The organism is Amorphus sp. MBR-141, assembly GCF_053628695.1.
This window is the reverse complement of record NZ_JBRJGW010000006.1, coordinates 284107-305205: the sequence shown is the minus strand read 5'-3', so window position 1 is coordinate 305205 and position 21099 is coordinate 284107. Positions and strand designations below refer to the sequence as shown.

General features: G+C 62.3%; 21 protein-coding genes and 2 pseudogenes. 9 read left to right on the top strand and 14 right to left on the bottom strand.

The window, feature by feature from the left end; translation table 11 throughout:
• Positions 1-139 precede the first annotated feature (139 nt).
• The 8 genes and pseudogenes from ACSSVZ_RS11050 to ACSSVZ_RS11015 all read right to left on the bottom strand — a co-directional run.
• Positions 140-319: pseudogene (locus ACSSVZ_RS11050) on the bottom strand (hypothetical protein); the annotation flags it as partial.
• Positions 320-369: 50 nt separating this feature from the next.
• A complete protein-coding gene (locus tag ACSSVZ_RS11045; protein ID WP_453969972.1) occupies positions 370-1359 on the bottom strand; it encodes a D-2-hydroxyacid dehydrogenase in 990 nt (329 codons plus the stop codon).
• Positions 1353-2018: an SDR family NAD(P)-dependent oxidoreductase gene (locus ACSSVZ_RS11040; RefSeq protein WP_453969970.1), complete on the bottom strand. Its 666-nt coding sequence runs from the start codon at positions 2016-2018 to the stop codon at positions 1353-1355. The genes ACSSVZ_RS11045 and ACSSVZ_RS11040 overlap by 7 nt, the downstream gene beginning before the upstream one ends.
• The gene (locus tag ACSSVZ_RS11035; RefSeq protein ID WP_453969969.1) at positions 2015-2836 is read right to left on the bottom strand and encodes an ABC transporter permease; all 822 of its coding nucleotides are present in this window, start codon (positions 2834-2836) and stop codon (positions 2015-2017) included. The genes ACSSVZ_RS11040 and ACSSVZ_RS11035 overlap by 4 nt, the downstream gene beginning before the upstream one ends.
• A complete protein-coding gene (locus tag ACSSVZ_RS11030) occupies positions 2829-3638 on the bottom strand; it encodes an ABC transporter ATP-binding protein (RefSeq protein ID WP_453969968.1) in 810 nt (269 codons plus the stop codon). Before ACSSVZ_RS11030 ends, ACSSVZ_RS11035 begins: the two co-directional genes overlap by 8 nt.
• Positions 3639-3644: 6 nt before the next feature.
• The gene (locus ACSSVZ_RS11025; RefSeq protein WP_453969967.1) at positions 3645-4715 is read right to left on the bottom strand and encodes an ABC transporter substrate-binding protein; all 1071 of its coding nucleotides are present in this window, start codon (positions 4713-4715) and stop codon (positions 3645-3647) included.
• Between the two features lie 127 nt (positions 4716-4842).
• Positions 4843-5571: an HpcH/HpaI aldolase family protein gene (locus ACSSVZ_RS11020; protein WP_453969985.1), complete on the bottom strand. Its 729-nt coding sequence runs from the start codon at positions 5569-5571 to the stop codon at positions 4843-4845.
• A gap of 112 nt (positions 5572-5683) precedes the next feature.
• Positions 5684-7132, bottom strand: coding sequence for an MmgE/PrpD family protein (locus ACSSVZ_RS11015; protein ID WP_453969966.1), 1449 nt, complete (start codon positions 7130-7132; stop codon positions 5684-5686).
• 273 nt (positions 7133-7405) lie between these two features.
• On the opposite strand from ACSSVZ_RS11015, the gene ACSSVZ_RS11010 reads away from it, so the two are divergent.
• The 7 genes from ACSSVZ_RS11010 to ACSSVZ_RS10980 all read left to right on the top strand — a co-directional run bounded on the left by ACSSVZ_RS11010 (position 7406) and on the right by ACSSVZ_RS10980 (position 13053).
• Positions 7406-8218 carry a GntR family transcriptional regulator gene (locus ACSSVZ_RS11010; protein WP_453969965.1) on the top strand — a complete coding sequence of 271 codons (813 nt, stop codon included), beginning with the start codon at positions 7406-7408 and terminating at the stop codon, positions 8216-8218.
• Positions 8218-8949 (top strand): SDR family NAD(P)-dependent oxidoreductase, encoded by a 732-nt coding sequence (locus tag ACSSVZ_RS11005; RefSeq protein WP_453969963.1) that lies wholly within the window; start codon positions 8218-8220, stop codon positions 8947-8949. Before ACSSVZ_RS11010 ends, ACSSVZ_RS11005 begins: the two co-directional genes overlap by 1 nt.
• Positions 8950-8962: 13 nt before the next feature.
• A complete protein-coding gene (locus ACSSVZ_RS11000; protein ID WP_453969962.1) occupies positions 8963-10288 on the top strand; it encodes an aromatic ring-hydroxylating oxygenase subunit alpha in 1326 nt (441 codons plus the stop codon).
• A 1-nt stretch (position 10289) separates the two neighbouring features.
• Entirely contained in the window at positions 10290-10808 is a 519-nt protein-coding gene (locus ACSSVZ_RS10995; RefSeq protein ID WP_453969960.1) for an aromatic-ring-hydroxylating dioxygenase subunit beta, read from the top strand.
• Positions 10809-10949: 141 nt separating this feature from the next.
• Complete coding sequence (locus tag ACSSVZ_RS10990; protein WP_453969958.1) at positions 10950-11897, top strand: PDR/VanB family oxidoreductase; 948 nt, start codon at positions 10950-10952, stop codon at positions 11895-11897.
• Positions 11898-11949: 52 nt separating this feature from the next.
• Entirely contained in the window at positions 11950-12795 is an 846-nt protein-coding gene (locus ACSSVZ_RS10985) for a fumarylacetoacetate hydrolase family protein (protein ID WP_453969956.1), read from the top strand.
• Positions 12796-12843: 48 nt separating this feature from the next.
• A complete protein-coding gene (locus tag ACSSVZ_RS10980) occupies positions 12844-13053 on the top strand; it encodes an ArdC-like ssDNA-binding domain-containing protein (protein ID WP_453969954.1) in 210 nt (69 codons plus the stop codon).
• 105 nt (positions 13054-13158) lie between these two features.
• Here ACSSVZ_RS10980 and ACSSVZ_RS10975 read toward each other — a convergent pair.
• The 6 genes and pseudogenes from ACSSVZ_RS10975 to ACSSVZ_RS10950 all read right to left on the bottom strand — a co-directional run.
• Positions 13159-13659, bottom strand: a pseudogene (locus ACSSVZ_RS10975) (UbiX family flavin prenyltransferase); the annotation flags it as partial.
• Positions 13660-13671: 12 nt separating this feature from the next.
• A complete protein-coding gene (locus ACSSVZ_RS10970; RefSeq protein ID WP_453969952.1) occupies positions 13672-15120 on the bottom strand; it encodes a tripartite tricarboxylate transporter permease in 1449 nt (482 codons plus the stop codon).
• Between the two features lie 76 nt (positions 15121-15196).
• On the bottom strand, positions 15197-15646 hold the full coding sequence (locus ACSSVZ_RS10965) for a tripartite tricarboxylate transporter TctB family protein (RefSeq protein ID WP_453969951.1): 450 nt from the start codon (positions 15644-15646) through the stop codon (positions 15197-15199).
• Between the two features lie 57 nt (positions 15647-15703).
• Complete coding sequence (locus ACSSVZ_RS10960; RefSeq protein ID WP_453969950.1) at positions 15704-16684, bottom strand: Bug family tripartite tricarboxylate transporter substrate binding protein; 981 nt, start codon at positions 16682-16684, stop codon at positions 15704-15706.
• Positions 16685-16705: 21 nt separating this feature from the next.
• Positions 16706-18124, bottom strand: a complete 1419-nt coding sequence (locus ACSSVZ_RS10955) for a UbiD family decarboxylase (RefSeq protein ID WP_453969948.1) — start codon at positions 18122-18124, stop codon at positions 16706-16708.
• Between the two features lie 65 nt (positions 18125-18189).
• On the bottom strand, positions 18190-19044 hold the full coding sequence (locus ACSSVZ_RS10950) for a hypothetical protein (RefSeq protein WP_453969947.1): 855 nt from the start codon (positions 19042-19044) through the stop codon (positions 18190-18192).
• 204 nt (positions 19045-19248) lie between these two features.
• Here ACSSVZ_RS10950 and ACSSVZ_RS10945 point away from each other — a divergent pair, with 204 nt between their 5' ends.
• Positions 19249-20028 carry an IclR family transcriptional regulator gene (locus ACSSVZ_RS10945; RefSeq protein WP_453969945.1) on the top strand — a complete coding sequence of 260 codons (780 nt, stop codon included), beginning with the start codon at positions 19249-19251 and terminating at the stop codon, positions 20026-20028.
• A gap of 142 nt (positions 20029-20170) precedes the next feature.
• Positions 20171-21091: a DUF6282 family protein gene (locus ACSSVZ_RS10940; RefSeq protein WP_453969943.1), complete on the top strand. Its 921-nt coding sequence runs from the start codon at positions 20171-20173 to the stop codon at positions 21089-21091.
• Positions 21092-21099 lie beyond the last annotated feature (8 nt).

Here is a 21099-nt window from a genome sequence, read left to right as displayed (position 1 = left end):
GTGAAGGAGATGCCGCTGCGCATACGTCAGACTCGCACGGCCGCGCCGTCAGAGGAATCCCCAAGCGGACTCCTTTGATCCGATCAATCCACTAGGACTCTCCCTTACGCTGGAGGGAAGTCGGGGCTCAGGTCATAAACTCCGTGACGTGGTCGGAGACGATCATGCCCGGCTTGGCGCGCCGGCTGATCGGGTCCGTCAGCTCACGTGCCACCCGACGACCGGAGATCGACGTGTCGGGGATTGCCGCCAGACATTCGCGGGTCACGTCGTCGACGATGTTGAGCACGCGGAAGCGCCGTCCGCAGGCGAACTGGTCCCACCCCCAAACCTGCGCAAGGGATCGGGGAGTAGCTCAGGTGGTCAACATCAGGGCGGCGGCATCGAAATGCGTGCCGGACAAGCTAGGAACCGGGTAATGTTCGCGGCAACCTCAGCCATCAAGCTTTTCATCGCATCCTCACTGGCCCAAGCGATATGCGGGGTTATGATGACCGTCGGCTGGTCGATCAGGGCAAGCAGCGGATTGGCCGGGTCGGGCGGTTCGACAGCAAGAACGTCCAGTCCAAGGGCAGAGATGGCGCCTGAATCAACCGCTCGGATCAAGGCGTGCTCGTCGACCAGCCCCCCGCGGCCTACATTGACCAATATGGGGTGTCGGGCCATCAACGCGAACTCGTGGTCGGCCAGCAAGTGGAATGTTTCCGGGGTGAGCGGACAATGCAACGTCAGAATATCCGACTTCGCCAGGACATCCTCGAAAGACTGGTGCTCTCTGCGCACCGATATTGCTCCTTTGCGTTCCGCGAAGAGTACCTTCATGCCGAAGGCGAGGGCGATCTGGCCCACCGCGCGGCCGTGGGCCCCCTTGCCGATGATACCCAGCGTCTTCCCGGCCAGCTCGGTTATGGGATGTGTGTGAAAGCAGAACTGCCCCGACGCACTCCAGCGACCCGCTGCCACCTGCGAGCGGTAGACGTGCAATCCTCGGGCCAGCGACAGGATCAACGCGAAGGTATGCTCAGGGACAGAACGGCTGGCATAGCCGGCCACATTCAAGACTGCGATTCCCCGCGCCGTGCAAGCGGCAAGATCGATGTTATCGGTCCCGGTCGCTGCCACCGCGATCAGCTCGAGATGTGGCAGCGCGGCGAGTTCGGTTTTCCCAAGGCGGACCTTGTTGACGATGGCAATCCGGGCGCCCTGCAACCGCTCGATAACCTGCCCCGGGGCCGTTTGCGGGTACTCGACAAGTTCGTAGTCGAACGGCATCCGCGGCAGATCAATGTCTGATCGCAGGGTTGCTCTGTCGAGGAATACGAGACGTACAGGGTTCGGGTGGGCGGGCGCAGCTACCATGCTACCGGCTCACCTTTCCGGTCGATGAACGCCCCATTCGACACGACACCGATTCGCTCCACAAGGTCGGCAATGTCAATTGCCACATCGTCGGGCGCGTCGCTGGCTCCGAGGCCGCCCATGTCGGTGCGTACCCAGCCGGGGCTGAGTGCGATGACAACAAAACCCTCGGCCGCAAGCTCAGCGGCAAGGCACCGGGTTACCTGGTTGAGCGCAGTTTTCGACACACGGTAAGCCGCGTAACTGGACGCCGCTCCACCTGAGTTATCCCCCCCGCCAGCTGCAAGGGAGCCGAGGCGGCTGGAGATGGACAGGACCTTGCGATGCATCCCCGCCCTGAGATTAGGTAGTAGCGCTTGAGTAATGAGAGCGGGCGCAACACTATTGACGGCTAGGGTGATCATCCACGACTGCTGTGTGAAGAAGCCTAGATGATCGGCGCCCTCGATGAGCCGGACGCCGGCGTTGTTGACCAGCACATCGATCGGCTGCCCGGTGAGAGACCGCGCATAGGCTGCGATTGACGCTTCGTCAGCGACATCCAGTTCAGCCCTGCCCGGCGCCAGAACGCGCCACCCGCGTGCCCGATGAACTTTGGCAAGCGAGTGCCCGAGACCTCGGGCGGCACCGGTGATCAAGATGGTGGATTGCTCCGTCACCGAGAGGACTTCCCGGCCCAGAAACAGATCCGACGATCAAGATAGCGCAGTGTCGTGCTGAGAATGATGCCCGAGATTGAAAGTACCGCGATCAACGAGAACACCCGCGCCAAGTCGAGGGAAAAGTTCGCCTGAAGGATCAGTACGCCAATGCCGGTACGCGCCCCCACGAACTCGCCTACGATCGCCGTAATGACGGCGAGAACAATGCCGGTATTCAACCCGGCAAAAATGAACGGCAACGAACTTGGTAGCAAGATATAGCGCAGGATCTGCAGGCGCGAGCCCCCGAGTGCGCGCACCATCGATATGCGGTCGTTGTCGGCCGAACGGATGCCGGCGATGGTGTTGATGAGCACGGGGAACATGCAGGCAATGGAGACCAGCACGATTTTCGACTGGATGCCGAACCCAAACCAGACAATCATCAGCGGGGCGAGGGCCACTTTCGGCATGGTCTGCAGTGCCACGACATAAGGGTACAGAACGCGCTCCACCACCGGAAAGGTGGTAATGGAAATGCCGAGTAGAAGTCCCGTAAGAGATCCGAGGGCGAAGCCACTCAACACGGCAGTCATCGTTACCTTAAGATTGTATAGGTATAGGCCCGAACTGATGCCGTTGAACAACTCCCACGCCACGGCCATGGGGGCCGGAAAGACATAGCTGGGCACATCAAACACCCGGATCATGAGTTCCCAGAAGAGAACTAGCGCCGAGAAATAAAGCAGTGCCTCGCCGACTCTGAAGAGAAACAGGGGCAATCTTGTCCAGCCCGGAGACACGGGCTTGCGGGTGGGGATTGTGCTGTCAGACATGGGCGACATTCCCTGTGATGGCAGAGGCTTCATTCAAGCGTTGGCGGATCTCTTCAATCATTCCGCTCATTTCGGGCTTCGCAAGATCCGAGAATTCTCGCGGCCGGGCAGAGAGGTTCTCGAACTCACCGACGATGCGTCCCGGCCTGGCCGACATGACGATGATCCGGTCGGACAGGAAGACGGCCTCGCTGATTGAATGGGTGATGAAGACCACCGTCTTGCGGCTCTCCATCCAAATCCGCTGCAACTCCAGCGCGATGGTTTCGCGGGTCATCGCATCCAACGCGGCGAATGGCTCGTCCATCATCAGGATGCTGGGATCGTGGACCAGCGCGCGTACGATTGCCGCACGCTGCTGCATCCCCCCCGAAAGCTCATAGGGGAAGCGCTGCTCGAAACCCTTGAGCCCTGCCATATCCAGAAGATTGGCCGTCCGCTTGCACGAGACTGCCCGGTCCTGCCGCAGCACATCGAGCGGCAGCATCACGTTGTCCCATATGTTGCGCCAGGGCAGAAGCACAGGCGACTGAAATACGCAACCGGCCTTCTTTGAGGGGCCGCTGACCTTGTCACCGGCGACGAAAATTCCGCCGCCGGTAACTTTCTCAAGGCCCAGAACAAGTCGCAGCAAACTGCTTTTCCCACATCCGCTCGGGCCGACGATGGAGACGAACTCGCCGTCGCTGACAGCGAACGACACGTTTCTCAATGCCTCAATGTCCGTGTTCAGGGCCGAGTAGACGAGATTAACGTTCTGCACCTCAAGGGCGAGAGGCTTATTCATGGGCGCGAGGGACATAGCGTCTTATCCCGCGAACCGTGCGATGGCATCATCGATCAGCGACTGGTCAATCTGATTGCCTTCTTCGACCAGGATATCGGAATAGAAGGTGGACAGCTCTGCATCCTCCGGAATGGCGCCCTCCGGCCCCCCGAAAAATTCCTTGGTCGTGACCCACTCCTCGGGCGTGTAGTAGCCCCAGAGCCGCGGATCGTCGAGGGATTGGAAGACCGACGAGGTGCGCCGGACGAAGTGTGCGCCATTGCGCAGTTCCGTCTCGCCGTTCCCATCCGGTTTGTCGTACGCCGCCCAGAACGCACGAACTGTGGCCTCAGCATCGCGCAGCATGATCTGCTGGTTCATCGCGAAACCGCGGAAGATCGAGACCGCAAGGTCGTGGTTCTCGCGCACGAAGCTATCGGCCATAACCATGCCGGCCCCAGCAATCGGCGCCGTGAACGACCGGAACTCGCGTCCCAACACCTCCATGGCGGCAATGGAGCCGGAGAACACGCTGAAGGCGACGACCTCTTCGCCGTCGATGGCGGCGAGAGCCTGTGCGCCCACGCCGATCGGCAGGAACTCGACTGTTTCAGGATCAACCCCGGCTGTGCGCAACAGCCCGCGTGCGAACGCTAGCGCGCCAGATGCCAGAGATGGGACCCCGACGCGCTGGCCCGCGAGGTCGGATAGTTGCGTAATTGGGCTCTCGATAGGGACGATGATCTCGTAGCTGCTCTGCCGTTCCTGGCTGTAGTACATGTGCACTGGCAAATCGGGCTGGCGGGTCTTGGCGGCGATCAGCTCTAGTAGACCGCTGTTGGCAACCTCGGCCTGGCCGGTTAGCACCAGTTGCACCGCCGCCGCAGACCCCGCGGTCGGAATGTAGTCGCCGCGGAATCCCATCTGCTCGTAATAGCCCATTGGGATGCCCAGAAATTGCCAGGCATGGTCGGGACGAATAACGGGGGCGGCCCCGGCAAAACGTACGAGTGGCAACTCCTGCGCCCAGACCGGACGGACCAGCCCTGGTATGGCCGGAATGGTCGCGGCGACTGCCGCCGTCTTCAGGAAAGCTCGGCGCGAGGTGATCATGACGGTATCTCCATATGTTGGACTTGGTACAGTCGCAGGATGTCCGCCCCCTTGCCGGGGAACTTTGTGTCAGGGGATAGGCTTGGCGCGACTCGACCCGAAGCGCGGTCTGACTCGCCCGGCTCGATCACACATAGCCGCCACCCCGTTTGGTGGCGGTGCTCTCGCCAAGGGCGACAGTGAGTTCGGTGGAGAGCCCGGCTGTCAGCAGCGCGGAATCCTTGGCGAAGGTCACCATGCGGAATCCGCGATCGACCTGGGCGAACGCTCCCTTGCCCGATCCGCACTGGATTCCCGGGATAATCGAATGGCGGCGACAAGCATCGAGGATGCTATCGACAGCGGCGACATGTTCGGGTTCGGTCTTGTCGAGGTCGGGCGGCAAGCCCAGCCCTAGGGCCAGATCCGCGGGGCCAATATAGATGCCGTCCAGTCCAGGCGTCGCGGCGATTTGATCGAGGTTGTCCAGAGCTTCGCGGGTTTCAACCATCACGAAACACAGGACCTCGCCGCCCAGCACGTCGGTTTCGCGGCTATCCATAGTCATTGACGCGCGCAGGGGTCCATAGGAGCGCACACCGCCCTGGCCATACCGGCACGCTGATACCGCGCGAGCGGCATCGGCTGCGCTGTTGACCATTGGCACCACAATGCCCTGTACACCGGCATCCAGCGCCTTGCCAATCAGCCAGGGTTCGTTCGCCGGCACCCGCGTGAACGGGACTGCGCCACGCCCCTCAATGGCGCGCAGCATATCTATCATCTCGGCATAATCGATCAGGCCGTGCTGCTGATCGATGCAAATGTAATCCACGCCGGGCGCTGCCATGAGCTCAGCCCCGAAGGCCCCGGGCATTGAGCACCAACAGCCCAGAGCGGCCTTGCCCCGGGCCCAGGTACGACGGAGGTGTCCAGCCCGTGACGCAGTGTTCATGTTCATGTTCTGATTCCCTTCATTATCCATCGACCTAGAGACTGTTGTCTCCCGCCAGAAGGGCGATCAACACGCCGATGTCGGCGACATGTTCCAGCCCCGCCACCGTATCGGCCAGGCTGTCGAGTTGCGCCGCCGGCAGGATTGCGCCGGCGCTTTCATGTAGCTTCTCCGACAGGTCCGAGGCGCCGAAAGGCCGCGTGTGATGGCCCTTGGCCGGGCGGGCCGCACCGGTGAAGCGCACGCCAGTCGAAGTGACGAGTTCCACCTCGGTCAGGTTCGACGCATCGCTGTCGCCCAGTGCTGGGTCGACGCGAATCTTGACTCGCTCGGCGATGAAAAGGGCACGCCGCGGGTCAAGCACTCGGTCCAGATCGAAACTCTCGACCGTAATGCGCCCGTCCAGCGCCGCGGCTCCCACCACATAGGGCAGCGAATGATCCGCGGCTTCGCGGGACTTCGGGTTCCAGGGGTCATCGCGGATTGCCACGAGATGATCGTAAACCCCCTGCTCGGTGCGCACATTGACCTCTGTGATTTCCGCCCCCTCCGGCAGTTGCGCGCGGGCGTCCAGTACCGCCTGGATGGCGCTTTGCGCGCGAGATCCAACCGGCCATCGCTTTAGGTTGGCACTCCCGATGGCCAGCGGCGGCGTGTCGGGGCACAAGCCGCGCGCCAGGTGGGGCCCCGGATCCTCGGTCACCTTGAAGATCGACAGGAAACCCAGATCACCGCGGAAGGGCCGCACCGGCCCCTCCGCCCCTTTTGACGCTAGCAGGCAGGCTTCCAGCGCATAGCGCATGATGTCGGCGCCGTGGAAGCGCTTCCACATTGTCAGGTCGCCGCGAAGGTTGGGGGCGCTGGATTCGATTTCGTTGCTTTGGAGATGCTGGATCGCCACGATCCCCATCGCCTCGGCGGTCTCTTTCTGGCTCAGACGCATCAATCGTGCCAACGCGCCGACTGCGCCCAACGCGGACAGGTTGGCGTGATCCCAGCCGCTGTCCTCACTTGGGACGAACTCGTAGAGGGTGGCAGCGATCTGATAACCCACCGCCAGTGCATCGAGCACGTCCCGACCACTACGGTGCAGTGTTTCTGACAGCGCCAGTAGCGGGGCAACCATGTCGCTGGGATGGCCGGGACTCAGACGGCCGACAAGAACGTCATTGTAGTCGTAGCATCGCAGCGGGACGCCGTTCACCAGCGCAGCAACCGGCGCCGCCGCACGCAGCCGGGTGCCCCAGATGGAGGCGCCTTTGCCCTCCGAGGGATAGAAGGAGAGAAACTGCCGGGCAATCGCTGCGGCTGGATGGCGGTAGGCACCCAGCCCTACTGCGAGAGTGTCCAGCAGCAGGCGCCGGGCGGGCTCTAAATGCGCCACATGGCCTTTGCGCCACCCCGCGACCGAATAGACCGCCAGTGCCTCGGCGATATCATCTCTCCAATTCTCCACTTCGCCGCTGAGCCAAGTCCGCTCCATCGAATGCTCTCCCCGCCAACTTCATCCAGAACGCTACACCCGAAATTACATAGTGGATACAGTTTTTTTTGATGTATGGCGGATTTCGGCCTAGTCCGTGCGGGGTCCAGAAAAGAAAAGTGTACTAAGCTACTGAATTTCCAATGACTTTTGAATCATCGGAGCCTCGCCCTTGTTTTTCATTTTCCTACTGGATCCACTAATCGGATATATGCTAAGTCAATTGGAGACAATATCTGCACGTTCGGCCGAGCGCTCAACCAAGGTCCATGTATGCCCACCGAGGAAAATTTCTGTGCCTACAGCGCCATCAAGGCCCTAATCACCTCTGGCGAGATTCCCGCCGGCGCGCCTCTCAGCCAGCTTGATCTGACGCGACGCTTCGGCATTAGCCGCACACCGGTCCGCGAAGCGCTGCGGCGGCTTCAGGCTGAGGGATTGGTCGATGCCGAGCATCACAAGCGCATGCGCGTCTCGAGTCTGACGCCAGACGATCTGGATACGATTTATGCCATGCGGGTGCTGCTTGAGAGCATGGGTGTCGCGCTTTCAGTTCCACAAATGACACGGGGTGACCTAGACGAACTGCAGACCTTTTCGGCAGCAATTAACTGGGAATATGACCGGAGCGACTCAGATGAGCGCGATCGACAGTTGCTGGACTTCAAGCTTCGCGCCATGAAGTATGCCGGATCAGGCGTACAGGCCGAGGTTTCGACGCTGTTCGGTCGCTGCGAGCGGGTTCGAAAGATGTACTCGGTCGTTTCGCCGGGCAGCCTGATCGTTGCGCACGAAGAGCATCTAGCCCTTCTCAAGGCGTTCATAGATGCCGATGTCGATAGGGCGGTTTTCGTCGCCTCCCGGCACCTCGCGCGGACGGCCCTTGCGGTCATCGGCTACATGGCTCCTGACTACGAGCCACGCGCACTGAGGTATTCGCTCAATATGACCTCCACGCCGATCTCGTCCAATGGAGCGCTTCCGATCGTGAATGTGATCGGCAGCGGGCCCAGAAACGTGCCGGCCGGTCGCGAGGAAGCCCGCGCACGCCGCGCCAAGACAAAGAAATCACAGGGAGAGGCATAATGACGACAGTTGTCTACGGCGCAGCGAGCGATATCGGCTATGCAGTCGTCCATGGCTTCCTGGAGGAAGGTAAGTCGGTCGTTGCGGTCGACCATTCAGAATTCTCGGACAAGCTACGTGCGCGGGCGGAGGCTGACAGCCGCTTATCGCTGCTGAGTTGCGGCGAAGTTCCGGGATCGGACTACGATCTTCCCGCGCTACTGGACCGCTGCGAGCAGGTTTCTAACAGCACCCTGCGTACGCTGATCTGCGTGGCGCCGCCCGTTGGTCAGGTCAAAGTGCTGCACTTTACCGGCGAAGACCTGCGTCAGATCATTGACCTGGAGCTAGTTGTACCCGCGTTGCTAATGCAGGAAGCCGGTCGGCGCATGGCTAGGGCCGGGGCAGGACAAATCATTATCTTCTGTTCGATGTCGGCGAAAACTGGCGTGCACACTCAGGTTGCCCCCTTTGCTGCAGCGAAGGGAGGGCTACTTGCCTACATGCGTGTTATGGCGGCCGAACTGGCGCCCAATGGCGTAACTGTCAACGCGATCGCCACATCTCTGTTCGAGCCGCAGGTGGCGATTCTTCCCCAGGAAGAGCGCGCGCGTCTAACACTGGGAATTCCCGCCCGGCGGTTCGGCAAACCGCGCGAGGCCGCTGCCGCCGCGCTCTATCTAGCGTCGGCGAATGCCGCCTTCATCACCGGAGAGACACTCAATCTTTCTGGTGGCCGTTTCATGGACTGATAAGGAGCGTGTGATGATCGCCATCGATATCAACGCCGGGCAAGCGACAGCGGGCAGCGAAGACTACGCTAGACTGGTTCGCGACGAAGGGAAATATTTTCGAGTCAATACCTCTGCCTATACAGACGAGGGCATCCTGCGGGCCGAGGAGAAGCTGATATTCGAGAAGACTTGGGGTTATCTGTGCCACGAATCGGAGATCCCCGAAGCCGGTGACTACCGCACCACTTATATCGGCCGGCAACCCATTCTGGTGGTTCGCGGACGGGACGGCATAGTACGGGCCTTCATCAATCGCTGCGTTCACCGGGGCGCGGCTCTGTGTCGCGACATTTCCGGACGGGCCCGGGCTTTCGTTTGCCCCTATCACGGCTGGTCCTACGACCTCGCCGGCAACCTAATGGGTATTACCGACAGAAATGTCGCCGGCGGTTATGCTGAGGATTTTGACGCACCCAAAGGTCTCTTCACGCTACCCCGTTGCGAAACCTATCGCGGATTCGTGTTTGGAAACCTGAACGCGAAGGCCCTCCCCCTACGCGATTATCTCGGCCGCTCGCGCGATGTCATTGACCAGAAGCTTAACATGTCACCGGTTGGCGAGATTCGCATTCGAGCTCGCCCCTACATTGTCAGGTATGAGGGAAATTGGAAATTCTCGGCCGAGAACATCGTGGATCAGTACCATTTTATGTATGTACACAGTCCATTCTCCAAGCTTCAGACGAAGTTCGGCGATACAACGGGCGACTTCGGTGTGCACAAGGGCGGTAATGCCGCCGCGATGAAAAGCAGCCGCTATCACGGTAGCACTTGGGGCACCGTCCAGGGCCACGGACTACTTCTGCAGCCAGAGATCAACCTTGAAAAGCGCGCTAATAGCAACTTCGCCGAGGTGTTCGAACAGCTATCCGAAACCCATGATGAAGAGACCATGTCCAAGATCGCCGGCAAGGCCGCGGCATCGATCTTCCCCAGCCTGGGCATCATCCATCACCAGATTCGCACTTGGCGGCCGCTTGGTCCCGAGCTGACGGAGGTAATCGTCTATCCTTATGAACTGGTCGGGATCGATGATGCGCTAAACGCCGGAATGTTGCGTAGCCAAGAGCGGTTTTATGGTCCCGCTGGCTACGGCATGCCCGATGACGTGGACATCTTTAGCCAGAATGCCGAAGGGCTACGCGGCAGCTCGGTGGAATGGCTGATCCTGGAGCGCGGCATGCCCTCGGATGAACGCGACGAGACTGGGGATACCCGCGGTTTGGCCACCAGCGAGGCGCCGCAGCGCGGGTTCTGGCGGGCCTGGGTGAGCGCGATGCGCGGGGAGTTGAACTGAGATGGCGCTCAACATCCGTAGAGATAACCAGACCGATGAGGCATCGGCCTTCCTCTTTCTGGAAGCGCGGTTGCTAGACGAAGCTAGAATCCGAGAATGGCATCAGCTCTTTGCCGAAGAGGTCCACTACTGGATCCCGATCGACGAGACGCGTCCGACGAGCGAATCCGGATCGCTGGTCAACGACGACGCACTGGCGCTTGAAGAGCGAGTATACCACCTGCTGGAAACCACTTTTGCAGCGCAAACACCCAAATCGCGGACGTTGCACTTTGTTAGCAACGTGCAGGTGGATGCGGAGAAGGCAACACCCGAGGGCATCGTAGTGCATTCCAACCAACTCATCCTAGAACTGCGCACTGGCGACTTCCGGCAGATCGGACTGGGCCAGCAGCGCATAATCGGCACCAGCATGACGCACGAGTTAATCCGCCGCCCCGAAGGCCTGCGGATCGCGAAGAAGCACGTGCGCCTGATCGACCGGGAAATGCCCCAGAGTAACCTGACATTCCTCCTCTGACGGCGGCTACGGCCGATCCGCAGGCAAGGAAGCGCACGCGCCTCTCGCGTTGCCCTGTGGGTGACCTACCGGGTCGGTGCGCGCAGTGAAAGGTCTCGCAAAGTGACTCAGCCGCCCTTCGTCGTCCCTACGCGACACCCAGTGTATGACCGCGCCGTTGACGTGCAAGTAATCGCGGTGCGAACGGCGGCGCAGAACACCAATCTGTATGATATTGCCGCTAGCGAAGGGCCGCCCCTGCCCGCGACCACACCGGGCGCGCATGTGGATTTACATCTACCCAACGGCATGGTCAGGCAGTACTCGCTGGTCTCGGCCCGGGCGGAGGGTGGAATCTACACGCTGGGAATTAAGCTCGATCCTAAGAGCCGGGGGGGGTCATCCTATATCCATGAGCACCTGAGCGCGGGCGATGCCCTCAGGGTCGGCCCGCTGCGCAACAACTTCCCGCTGACGATAAACGCGGCCTTCTCGGTATTCATCGCTGGCGGAATCGGCATAACTCCGTTGTGGGCGATGATCGAGGAGCTCAAGGTACTCGGCGCGGCGTGGAGGCTGTACTACTCCTGCCGCACACGCAACGAGGCCCTGTTCCTGGACCGGATGCAGCACGATGACCGGGTGGTACTGAACTTTGACGATGAGAATGGTGGCCGATACCTCGATATAGCCGCAATAACCGGCTCTGCCCCCGCGGGAACGCACTTTTATTGCTGCGGACCCACGCTCATGCTGAAGGCGCTGGAAATCGCCGTGAGCAATGTGCCCCCTGCGCAGGTTCACCTGGAGTATTTCTCCGCGACGCAATCAACCGCCAACGCGGGCGGATTTAAGGTGGTCCTGGCGCGTAGTGGTGCTGAATTCAACGTCGCGGCGGGCCAGACCATTCTGGAAGCCCTCCGCGAACAGGGGTTCGATGTCACTACCTCCTGTGAGCAGGGACTTTGCGGGATGTGCGAAACGCCTGTTCTGGAAGGAGAGCCCGACCACCGCGACGAGGTAATGACCGATGTCGAAAAAGCGGCTGGCGACCGAATGATGATCTGCTGTTCGGGCTCCAGGAGCGCCCGTTTGGTACTGGATATCTGACCGCGAGACCAAGGCATGACGGTTTCCGCGCCCCCTTAGATGGAGACACACCATGAAATTGCTTCGCTATGGCCCTGTAGGTCAGGAACGTCCCGGTGTGCTGGATCCTCAAGGACGCATCAGGGATCTCTCCGCGCTCTTCTCGGATGTTTCGGGCGATACCCTCTCCGCCGATAACCTCCGCCGTCTCGCCTTGATCGACCCAGAATCTTTGCCGCTGGTTGAAGGAAATCCACGTCTCGGAGCCTGCGTCGGAAAGTCTGGAAAATTCATCTGCATCGGGCTGAACTACTCCGATCACGCCGCCGAGACCGGGGCCGGTATCCCAACCGAGCCGATAGTCTTCCTGAAGGCTCCTTCTGCCATTTGCGGCCCCAATGACGCACTGGAGATGCCGCGCGGTTCGGACAAGCTAGATTGGGAAGTCGAGTTGGGCATCGTCATCGGCACGGTCGCCAAATATGTAACCGAGGCGCAGGCGCTAGATCATGTAGCCGGTTATTGTACTGTGAATGATGTGTCCGAGCGCGGTTTCCAGATGGAACATCAGGGCCAATGGACGAAGGGGAAGTCCTGCGACACATTCGGTCCCATCGGCCCTTGGTTGGCAACCGCGGACGAAGTGCCCCACCCCGACAGCCTACGGCTCTGGTGCGAGGTTAACGGGCGCCGCATGCAAGATGGCACGACGCAGACGATGATCTTCAAGCCGGCATTCCTAGTTTCATACCTATCGCAGTTCATGTCGCTCCAACCTGGCGATATCATTTCCACCGGCACGCCGCCGGGGGTTGGGTTGGGCCAGAAGCCACCTCAGTATCTTGCCCCTGGTGACGTAGTTTCCGTCGGTATCGATGGGCTGGGAACACAACAGCAAGCCGTGGCAGCTGCAGCTTAGAGCGCGTTTGAGAAGGGCATTGGTTCATGATAATCTGCACAGCAGGCCATGCCCCGTGAACATCGCCAGCGAGAAGCCCTACCGGTGCATCAACATTCTCGCGCTCTGGTCGCAGCGCAGACCCAGAACTTCACCCGCCCAGAGTGGGGCACCTACCGCCAGTGGGCCGCCAAAGGTGCCCGGATGCGCAGGGGTGAGAAAGGCACCACGACCGTGTTCTACAAGGAGCTTGCCGTCGACGGCGGACGATGCCGCTGACGCAGTCAACACCGCCTCCCCCGAGCGCCGCTGTGTCGCCTGACCTTTGCGCAGCCAGCGCGGCAGCTTGCCGCTGTCCAGCCCGAACAGGTCCAGCGCGCGATAGACGGTGTGCGACACCACCTCGTCCTGGTTTTGCGGAAGCTGATAGAAGGCCGGCACCGGTGGCATCGCGATGGGGCCGTTCTCTGTCGCCTGCTGCAGCCGGATATGCCCGGCATGCAGCGGCGTCTCGCGCACCAGCAGAACCACCTGGCGGCGTTCCTTCACGCAGACATCGGCGGCGCGGACCACCCGGTCCTCGTTTTAGGAATTGGCGATGCCGCTCAGCTTCTTGATCGAACAGGGCGCTACGATCGTCCCGTCTAGCTGGAACGACCCGGACGAGATCGCCGCGCCGATGTCGGTGAAGGAATGCACCACGTCGTCCAGGCGGCGCACTTCATCGGCGCTGTGGTCGGTCTCGGCTTGGATGGTGCGGATCGCCGAGGGGGCTGACGAGCAGAATGCGACTCGATCCCCATCTCGCGCAGCGCCTCCAGTGCGCGGAATGCCATAGACCACCCCCGAGGCACCGGTGATGCCGACGATCAAACAATTGTGCATGCCCGACCCTCCCTAGACCGCGTCATAGCGCCCGCGCCGCTTGCGGATCATCCGCTTGAGCCCCGGCAGAACCCCCAACAGCGCGATCGCCAAGGTCAGCACCATGATCACGCCGCTGATCGGCTCGGTCAGGAACGGGGTCATGTCGCCGCGGAACAGCACCACAGCAGTGCGAAAGTTCTGCTCCATCGGCGGGCCCAGGACAAAGCCCAGCAGCAGCGGGATCAGCGGAAAGGCCAGCACCCGCAGAAGATAACCTAGCGCGCCGAAGGCGAACACCATCCAGACGTCGAAGGTGCTGTTACCGATGCCGTATACCCCCATGCAGACGAACATCAGGATCGCCGGATAGAGATACTTGTAGGGGATCGACAGCATCCGCACCCAGATCCCTAGCAGCGGAATGTTGATCACCAGCAGCATGATGTTGCCGATCCAGAAGCTCATCACCAGGCCCCAGAACACGTCGGGATGGTCCGACATCATCGTCGGGCCGGGAGTGATGCCGTGGATCATCAGCGCACCCAGCATGATAGCCATGGTGGCGCTGCCGGGGATGCCCAGGGTCAGAGTCGGGATGAAGGCGGTCATGTCACCGGCGTTGTTGGCCGATTCCGGGGCCACGACCCCCTCGATCGCGCCCTTGCCAAAGCGTGAGGGATCGCGCGCCAACTTCTTCTCGGCAACATAGGCCAGAAAGGCGGCGATAGTCGGGCCGGTGCCCGGCAGCGTGCCGAAGAACACGCCCATCCCCGACCCGCGGCCCATCGCCTTGGGAAAGTGGCGCCAGTCCTCGCGCGTCGGCACCATCGAACGGAAGGTCACCTTCTCGCGCAGCGGCGTACGCTGGCTCCCGACGCGCAGGCTCGCGATGATCTCGGGGATGCCGAACAGCCCCATCGCCAGCGCCGCCAGCTCGATCCCCTCGGTCAGCTCCAGCATGCCGAACTGGAACCGCGCCGCGCCCGAGTTCAGGTCCAGGCCGATGGTCCCTAAGAACAGCCCCAGGCAGACCATGGCATAGCCCTTTTGCGGCTTACCGTCCGACATGGTCGAGGCCGCGACCAGCCCCAGCAGCATCAGCGCGAAATACTCCGCCGGGCCGAAGTCATTGGCATAGATCGCCACCACCGGCGCGAAGACCATCATGAAGATGATCCCGATCGTTCCGCCGCAGAAAGACGCGATCGTCGCCATGAACAGCGCCACGCCCGCGCGGCCCGACTTGGCCAGCGGATGACCGTCGATCGCGGTGATCGCGTTCGTGGCCGTGCCCGGCACGTTTAGCATGATCGAGGTCGTCGCCCCGCCATAGCTGGCGCCGTACCAGATCCCCGCCAGCATGATCAGCGCGGTGGTCGCGTCCAGCTGAAAGGTCAGCGGAAACAGCATCGAGATCGCCGCTAGCGCGCCGATCCCCGGCAAAACACCGATCAGCGTGCCCAGCAGCACCCCCAGCATGCAGAACATGAGGTTGTGCAGCTGAAACGCCGTCTCGATCCCGATCAGCAGGTTCGGTCCCAGATCGCCCATGATCTCAGCTCCAGGGCCAGGCGGCCAGTTTGATCGGCAGGCCCAGCAGCGCGTCGAAGATCAGCACCGCGATCACCGCAAGCACCGCCGCCATCACCAGCCGCCAGATCAGCGGGAAATCATTGTTCGGCGCCAGCGCGACCAGGGTCGTCACCACGATGGTCGGGATCATGCCGACAGTTCCGATCCCAAATGCGAACAGCGCGATCGCGGCCAAGATGGTGATCATCGGGATCCAGTTGACCTCGATCCCCACCTTCTCGCCCTTCAGGCCGCTCAGCAGCGTCAGCAGGCCGAACAGCGCCATGCCTATGGCGCAGAACAGGGGAAAGCCGCCCGGCCCGAGCCGGGTCAGCGTGCCGATCTGGTAATGGGCCAGCGTATAGGCGCCAATCCCCAGCCCGACGAGGGTAAAGACCGCCCCGCCGACCGCATCCTGCTTGTTCGCGATCATCCTGCCACCCTTCTGCTGAGACCGGCGCCGCGACCGTCCGGGCCGCGGCGCCGGTTCTCATTGTTGGCCCAGATCGTATTCTTCGATTAACGGCACAACGTCGGTGGCCGTCTGCTCGATCAGCGCGTCGAACTCGGCCGGGCTTTGGGTTTTCACGCTGGAGCCCGAACTTTCGATCAGATCGACGAAAGCGCGCGCGGCGGTGGCCTCGGTCACCATGGCGTTCAGGCTGTCGACGATCTCGGTCGGGGTTTCGCTATCCACGCAGATCCCAAGCCAGGCCTTGGCGATCACGTCAACACCAGCTTCCTGCAGGGTCGGCACGTCCGAGAACACCGGGTTCCGTTCCGACCCGGTGGTGGCCAGCACCTTCACCCGGCCGGAATCGACCTGCGGCTTGGCGACCAGCGGCGGCGCAAAGAAGATCTGGATGCGGCCCGCGGCCACCTCCTGGATCGCATCGGCGGCGCCTTTGAAGGGCAGGCCCACCATCTCGATATCGCCGGCCTTCTGGATCGCCAGCCCCACGAAATTGGCCGAGGACGCCGGGCCTAGGTTGCCGTAGTTCAGCTCGCCGCTGTGCTCCTTGGCATAGGCCATGAACTCTTCCATCGTCTCGACCGGCAGATCGTTCGCCGCGACGACGACATAGCTGTATTCCGAGAATGTCGTGACGCCGCCAATATCATCCAGGTGGAACGGCACCGACGAGAACAGCTTGGTGTTCACGGGATCCAGGTAGCTGCAGACATGCACGGTATAGCCGTCGGCCGGCTGTGCATAGACATCGCCGCCCGCCAGCATCGACGAGGCGCCGGGCTTGTTCTCGACCAAGAAGCGCTGGCCGCTGGCCTCACTCAACTTCTCGGCCAACAGGCGCGCGGGCACGTCGGTCGGGCCACCGGCGCCGAAACCGACGACCATGCGCACGGGCTTCTCGGGGTACTCGGCCATCGTGGGCGTCGCGGCAAAGGCGGTGCTCAGCCCCGCCACCACGGCGGCTGAGGTCAGCAGATGTCGGATACGTATATGGGTCAAGTTTACCTCCCTCGAGAAAAATCAGATGTCCTTGGGGTCCAGAAAGTCACGCAGATCGACCTGGGCGAAGCCCTTGGGCATCGCCATGTCGAACCGCGCGCGCTGGTCGGGCATGGTGACCGGCGGCTTCGTCGCGTCGATCATCCAGCGCGTGCCAAGACGCTGATACCCTTGGACCCCCGGAACGATGGTCGAGGCATTGTCCAGCCCCCAGGTCTTCACGTTCGGAATGGTGATCACGTCATCGGTGGCGTTCACCCGCGTCGCCATAGACCACATCACCTGGCGCAGATCGCCCGCGTCGATATCCTCGTCCACGGCAATCGCCAGTTTCGGCTGCTGATAGGGGCCCGACAGCGCTGCCATCAGCGCCACCTTGGCCTGACCCGCGGATTTCGGCCGCAACTTGATCACCAGTGCCAGCAGGCCCGAGACCGTCATCGTGCGCACGTCCAGCAGGTCCAGCCCGCCGTCCACACGCTCCAGATGCTTCACCGTCGCCACGTCGATCCCCAGCCCGGTGGTGGACTGAGTATCGGTCGGGGGGAAACCGCAGTGCAGCGCGTAATAGATCGGATCCTTGCGCCGGGTGATCGCCTTCAGGCGGAACACATGTGCCACGTCCGGATCGGGATAGGTGCCGGTGACCTCGCCGAACGGGCCCTCGTCCTCCAGGAAGCCTTCACCCACGATCTCACCTTCCAGCACGATCTCGGCCTCGGCGGGCACCTGGATGTCCGAGGTCTCGGACTTGATCGTACGCACCGGCTCGCCCAGCAGGGCGCCCGCCAGTTCCAGCTCGTCAAATCCGAACTGCGAGGTGAAGGCCGAGGAGAACCAGATCGCCGGGTGAACGCCGATCACCACCGACACCGGCATCGCGTCGCCCCGGGCACAATACTTGTCATAGATCTTGCGCGCATGGCGCGGCAGCATCACAAAGCCCGAGCGCCCGGCCCCCTTCACCTGCATCCGATGCAGCGACATGTTCTGGATCCCGGTGTCGGGATCGCGGACAAAGGAAATCCCCGATGGGATGTAGCGTCCCACATCGCGTTCCGACACGATGACCGCCGGAATGTCGGTCAGCTTGGCCTCGTCGCCGGTCAGCACCACCTCGCGCACCGGGGCGCCTTTGGGATCGACGGATTCGCTGGGCACCGGCTGGGACGACAGGGCCGACAGGCGCGTCAGAACCTCATCCTCGGGCATGCCCAAGCCGATCGCCCATTTCTTGCGGTCGGCGACGATCTGGCTGCAGGCGCGCCAGCCGGGGTGACCCTTGATATCCGTGAAAAGGGTCGATTTGTTCAACTCGTAATAGGTCTTCCACTCGATCGCCGAGAGGTTCGTCTCAGGGTCGACCTGCCGGTTCACGACAAGCAGCTCGCCCTCGTCCTCGAGCGATTTGAGGAAGCTGCGATAGGATTGGTCAGTCATGTCCGTGTCCGTCTTCTATTTGGTCATCTTCACTGGCGCCAGCGCATCCCGGTGGGAGGGCGGCGTCAAGCATCCTCCGGCATCGGATAATCATCGGCGTTCAGAACCCAGCCCGCCTGGGCCGAGAAATCCATGCGCGGCGGGCCGAATATATCGACCAGCAGGTTGTCACCCGCGCCGGTGGCCCGCGTGGTGTGGATCACCGGCGGCGGGATCACCAGAAGCGAGGGCGATGCCATCTCGATCGCCGCATCCGGGCGCCAGTCGGCCATGTCGCTGGTCCAGCTCCAGCGCAGGTAGTGGGTGAAGTCGCCCTGCAACGCCAATGAACCCTGTTCAAAATCGTCGTGGTGGTGCGGCGACATCTTCGCCGGGTCGCGCGGCCCCTCGAACGGATCCAGCACGTTCACCATCAGCGTGGTGCAGCGGAAGATCCGGCCGAACCGCCCCGCCTCGGGCGCGACATCCAGCGTGTAATGGCGCAGCTTCCAGCCGCCCACGGGATCCGGCCACGGCCGGTAGGCCGGGATATGCTCGCGGGTCCGGTCATAGGCCCCGGCATTGGCGCAAGCCGCCACCAGATCCGGCGCGCGGGTCGAAAAGATCCGCACCAGCCGCCCGCCCCGGGGCAACTTGACCAGGCTGTCGCCCGGCGGCACGAAGGCGATGGAAAAGCCCGGCACCTCGGCTGTCTCGCCCTGCCAGGTGATCCGCGCGCCGCCCGCGGGCAGCAGCACGCAGTATTCGTCGGGCTGCCCCTGCCGGGCGAATTCCCCGCCCGTCGCAGCCTCGGTCACCGCCACAAGGAAGTTGTGCCCGCGCAGCATCCAGGTGCGGCCCTCGAGCCCCTCCTGCTGCGGCAGCGCGTCATAGAAATGGCCCTGCTGCTCGTCGGCGATCAGCCCGGTGACGGTGCGCATGTCGCGCGCGGCGGGGGCCGCCAGCGCGGCGCGAGGGTCCCTCTCTTCGTACATAATCCCCTCCTCCCTAGCTGTAGATTTGTTCTGTTATACGATACAGCATCCTTTACAGCGATACATATTCATCGCAAACTGGGCATGTCAAGCATTGTATCGCCGCGCTGGTCGGCACAGTGTTCTGTTCGAAGACAGCCAGGAGGCCCGATGGCCGAAGACAATCCGAAGAAGTCCGGTGTAATTCAAAGCGTCGCATTGGCGTTGCAGGTCCTTGAAACATTGGCCGAAGCCGGGGGCGACATGGGGGTCACCGTGCTGGCGGCCGAGCTGAAGACCACCAAAAGCCGCATCCACCGTCACCTTCGGACGCTGCTGACGCTGGACTACATCGCGCAGTCTCGACAGACGGAACGCTATCGCATCGGTCCACGGCTGATCGCGCTGGGGCATGCGGCCTCGTCCTCGGCCGATCTGGTGTCGGTCGCGGCGCCGCATCTGCGCACTCTGCGCGACCTGACCGGTCAGGCGGTTAGCCTGGGGCTGATCAGCGCCGACGGGATCCGCATCCTGCACACGCTGTCCGGCACCATGCAGATCGAGGTCGGTGTGCGCGCCGGATCGCTCTTGGGCTTTCACAACTCGGCCCAGGGCAAGGTCGCCCTGGCCGCTATGCCCGAGGACCTGCGCCAGGCGCTGATTCCCGACCCGATCCTGCCCGCCACCGATTACACGATCACCGACCGCGACGATTTCCTGGCGCAGATCAACACCATCGCCGAATGCGGCTGGGCCACCGCCCCGAATGAGACGGTGCTGGGCCTGAATGCGCTGGCCAGCCTCGTGCTGAACGCCGAAGGCGAGGCCATCGCCACCGTCGCGCTGGTCAGCCTGACTCAGTATATCGAGACCCCGCCAAGCCCCGTGCAGATTCAGGCGGTGCGCAACGCCGCTGCAGGGATCTCGCACGATCTGGGCCATACCGGCTAGGCTTTTCCGCCGCGGTCCAGGCCCAACCCTGCCCCTCGGCGGGCGGCACATCCGCGCTTGCATTCTTGCGGCATGATGTTCTATCTACCGATACATCGGATCGTTCTGCGCAACACTCGCAGACGACAAGAGGAGGACCCGGATGACCGCAGCAGCATCCCAGACCCGTTCCGACATCGCGGCAATCGACGCTATGTTGCAGGGTGCGGTCGATCCGCATGTGCACAGCGGCCCCTCGATCCCCCCGCGCGGCATCGATCACCTGGGCCTTGGGCGGCTCTATTCCCAAGCTGGGTTCCGCGCCACGGTGACTAAGGACCACGACTATTCCGGCGTCATGTGCGTCCGGATGATCCGCGACAATTTCCCCGACCTGACCACCCAGGTCCTGTCCGGCATCGTGCTGAACAACGTCGTCGGCGGGCTGAACCCCTTTGCAGTGGAACACACCGCCGCGCTGGACGGTCGCATCGTCTGGCTGCCCACTCTGGCGGCCGAGAACCACCTGGCGTGGGAGAAATCGGCAAACTGGTCGCATCCCGCCTCGACCCAGAAGATCCGCCCGGTCGAGGCCGTGCCGCTGTTTCAGGACGGCAAGCTGCGCCCCGAACTGCTGGACATCCTCGACGTGATCGCCGCCACCGGGCTGGCGCTGGCCAGCGGCCATATCCACGTGTCCGAGACCAAACTGGTCTTTGCCGAGGCCCGCAAGCGCGGCATCGAACGAATGATCTTCACCCACCCCGAGGATATCGTCGGCGCCTCGTTCGACGACATAAGGGAAATCGCGGACATGGGCGCATTCGTCGAGCATTCGCTGGCCTTCTTTGTCGCGGGCTCGAAGTTCCGCAACCGCACCGATGACGAGCTGAAGGCCTTCATCGATTGTGTCGGACCCGAGCGCACGATCCTGTGTTCCGACCTCGGCCAGACCGGCACCGTCAGCCCGCTCGACGGGTTCCGCGCGGCGGTCGGCGCCTGTCTGGACTTCGGCTATTCCGACGACCAGATCCGGCATATGGTGTCGGCAAACGCCGCCCAGGTCATCGGCCTGGACAGTTAGGGGGACCC

Coding starts and splice junctions, on each gene's coding strand:
- ACSSVZ_RS11045 (WP_453969972.1), bottom strand. CDS start 1,359: ATGGTAGCTGCGCCCGCCCACCCGAACCCTGTACGTCTCGTATTCCTC.
- ACSSVZ_RS11035 (WP_453969969.1), bottom strand. CDS start 2,836: ATGTCTGACAGCACAATCCCCACCCGCAAGCCCGTGTCTCCGGGCTGG.
- ACSSVZ_RS11030 (WP_453969968.1), bottom strand. CDS start 3,638: ATGTCCCTCGCGCCCATGAATAAGCCTCTCGCCCTTGAGGTGCAGAAC.
- ACSSVZ_RS11025 (WP_453969967.1), bottom strand. CDS start 4,715: ATGATCACCTCGCGCCGAGCTTTCCTGAAGACGGCGGCAGTCGCCGCG.
- ACSSVZ_RS11020 (WP_453969985.1), bottom strand. CDS start 5,571: ATGCCCGGGGCCTTCGGGGCTGAGCTCATGGCAGCGCCCGGCGTGGAT.
- ACSSVZ_RS11015 (WP_453969966.1), bottom strand. CDS start 7,132: ATGGAGCGGACTTGGCTCAGCGGCGAAGTGGAGAATTGGAGAGATGAT.
- ACSSVZ_RS11010 (WP_453969965.1), top strand. CDS start 7,406: ATGCCCACCGAGGAAAATTTCTGTGCCTACAGCGCCATCAAGGCCCTA.
- ACSSVZ_RS11005 (WP_453969963.1), top strand. CDS start 8,218: ATGACGACAGTTGTCTACGGCGCAGCGAGCGATATCGGCTATGCAGTC.
- ACSSVZ_RS11000 (WP_453969962.1), top strand. CDS start 8,963: ATGATCGCCATCGATATCAACGCCGGGCAAGCGACAGCGGGCAGCGAA.
- ACSSVZ_RS10995 (WP_453969960.1), top strand. CDS start 10,290: ATGGCGCTCAACATCCGTAGAGATAACCAGACCGATGAGGCATCGGCC.
- ACSSVZ_RS10985 (WP_453969956.1), top strand. CDS start 11,950: ATGAAATTGCTTCGCTATGGCCCTGTAGGTCAGGAACGTCCCGGTGTG.
- ACSSVZ_RS10980 (WP_453969954.1), top strand. CDS start 12,844: ATGCCCCGTGAACATCGCCAGCGAGAAGCCCTACCGGTGCATCAACAT.
- ACSSVZ_RS10970 (WP_453969952.1), bottom strand. CDS start 15,120: ATGCTGGGGGTGCTGCTGGGCACGCTGATCGGTGTTTTGCCGGGGATC.
- ACSSVZ_RS10965 (WP_453969951.1), bottom strand. CDS start 15,646: ATGATCGCGAACAAGCAGGATGCGGTCGGCGGGGCGGTCTTTACCCTC.
- ACSSVZ_RS10955 (WP_453969948.1), bottom strand. CDS start 18,124: ATGACTGACCAATCCTATCGCAGCTTCCTCAAATCGCTCGAGGACGAG.
- ACSSVZ_RS10950 (WP_453969947.1), bottom strand. CDS start 19,044: ATGCGCACCGTCACCGGGCTGATCGCCGACGAGCAGCAGGGCCATTTC.
- ACSSVZ_RS10945 (WP_453969945.1), top strand. CDS start 19,249: ATGGCCGAAGACAATCCGAAGAAGTCCGGTGTAATTCAAAGCGTCGCA.
- ACSSVZ_RS10940 (WP_453969943.1), top strand. CDS start 20,171: ATGACCGCAGCAGCATCCCAGACCCGTTCCGACATCGCGGCAATCGAC.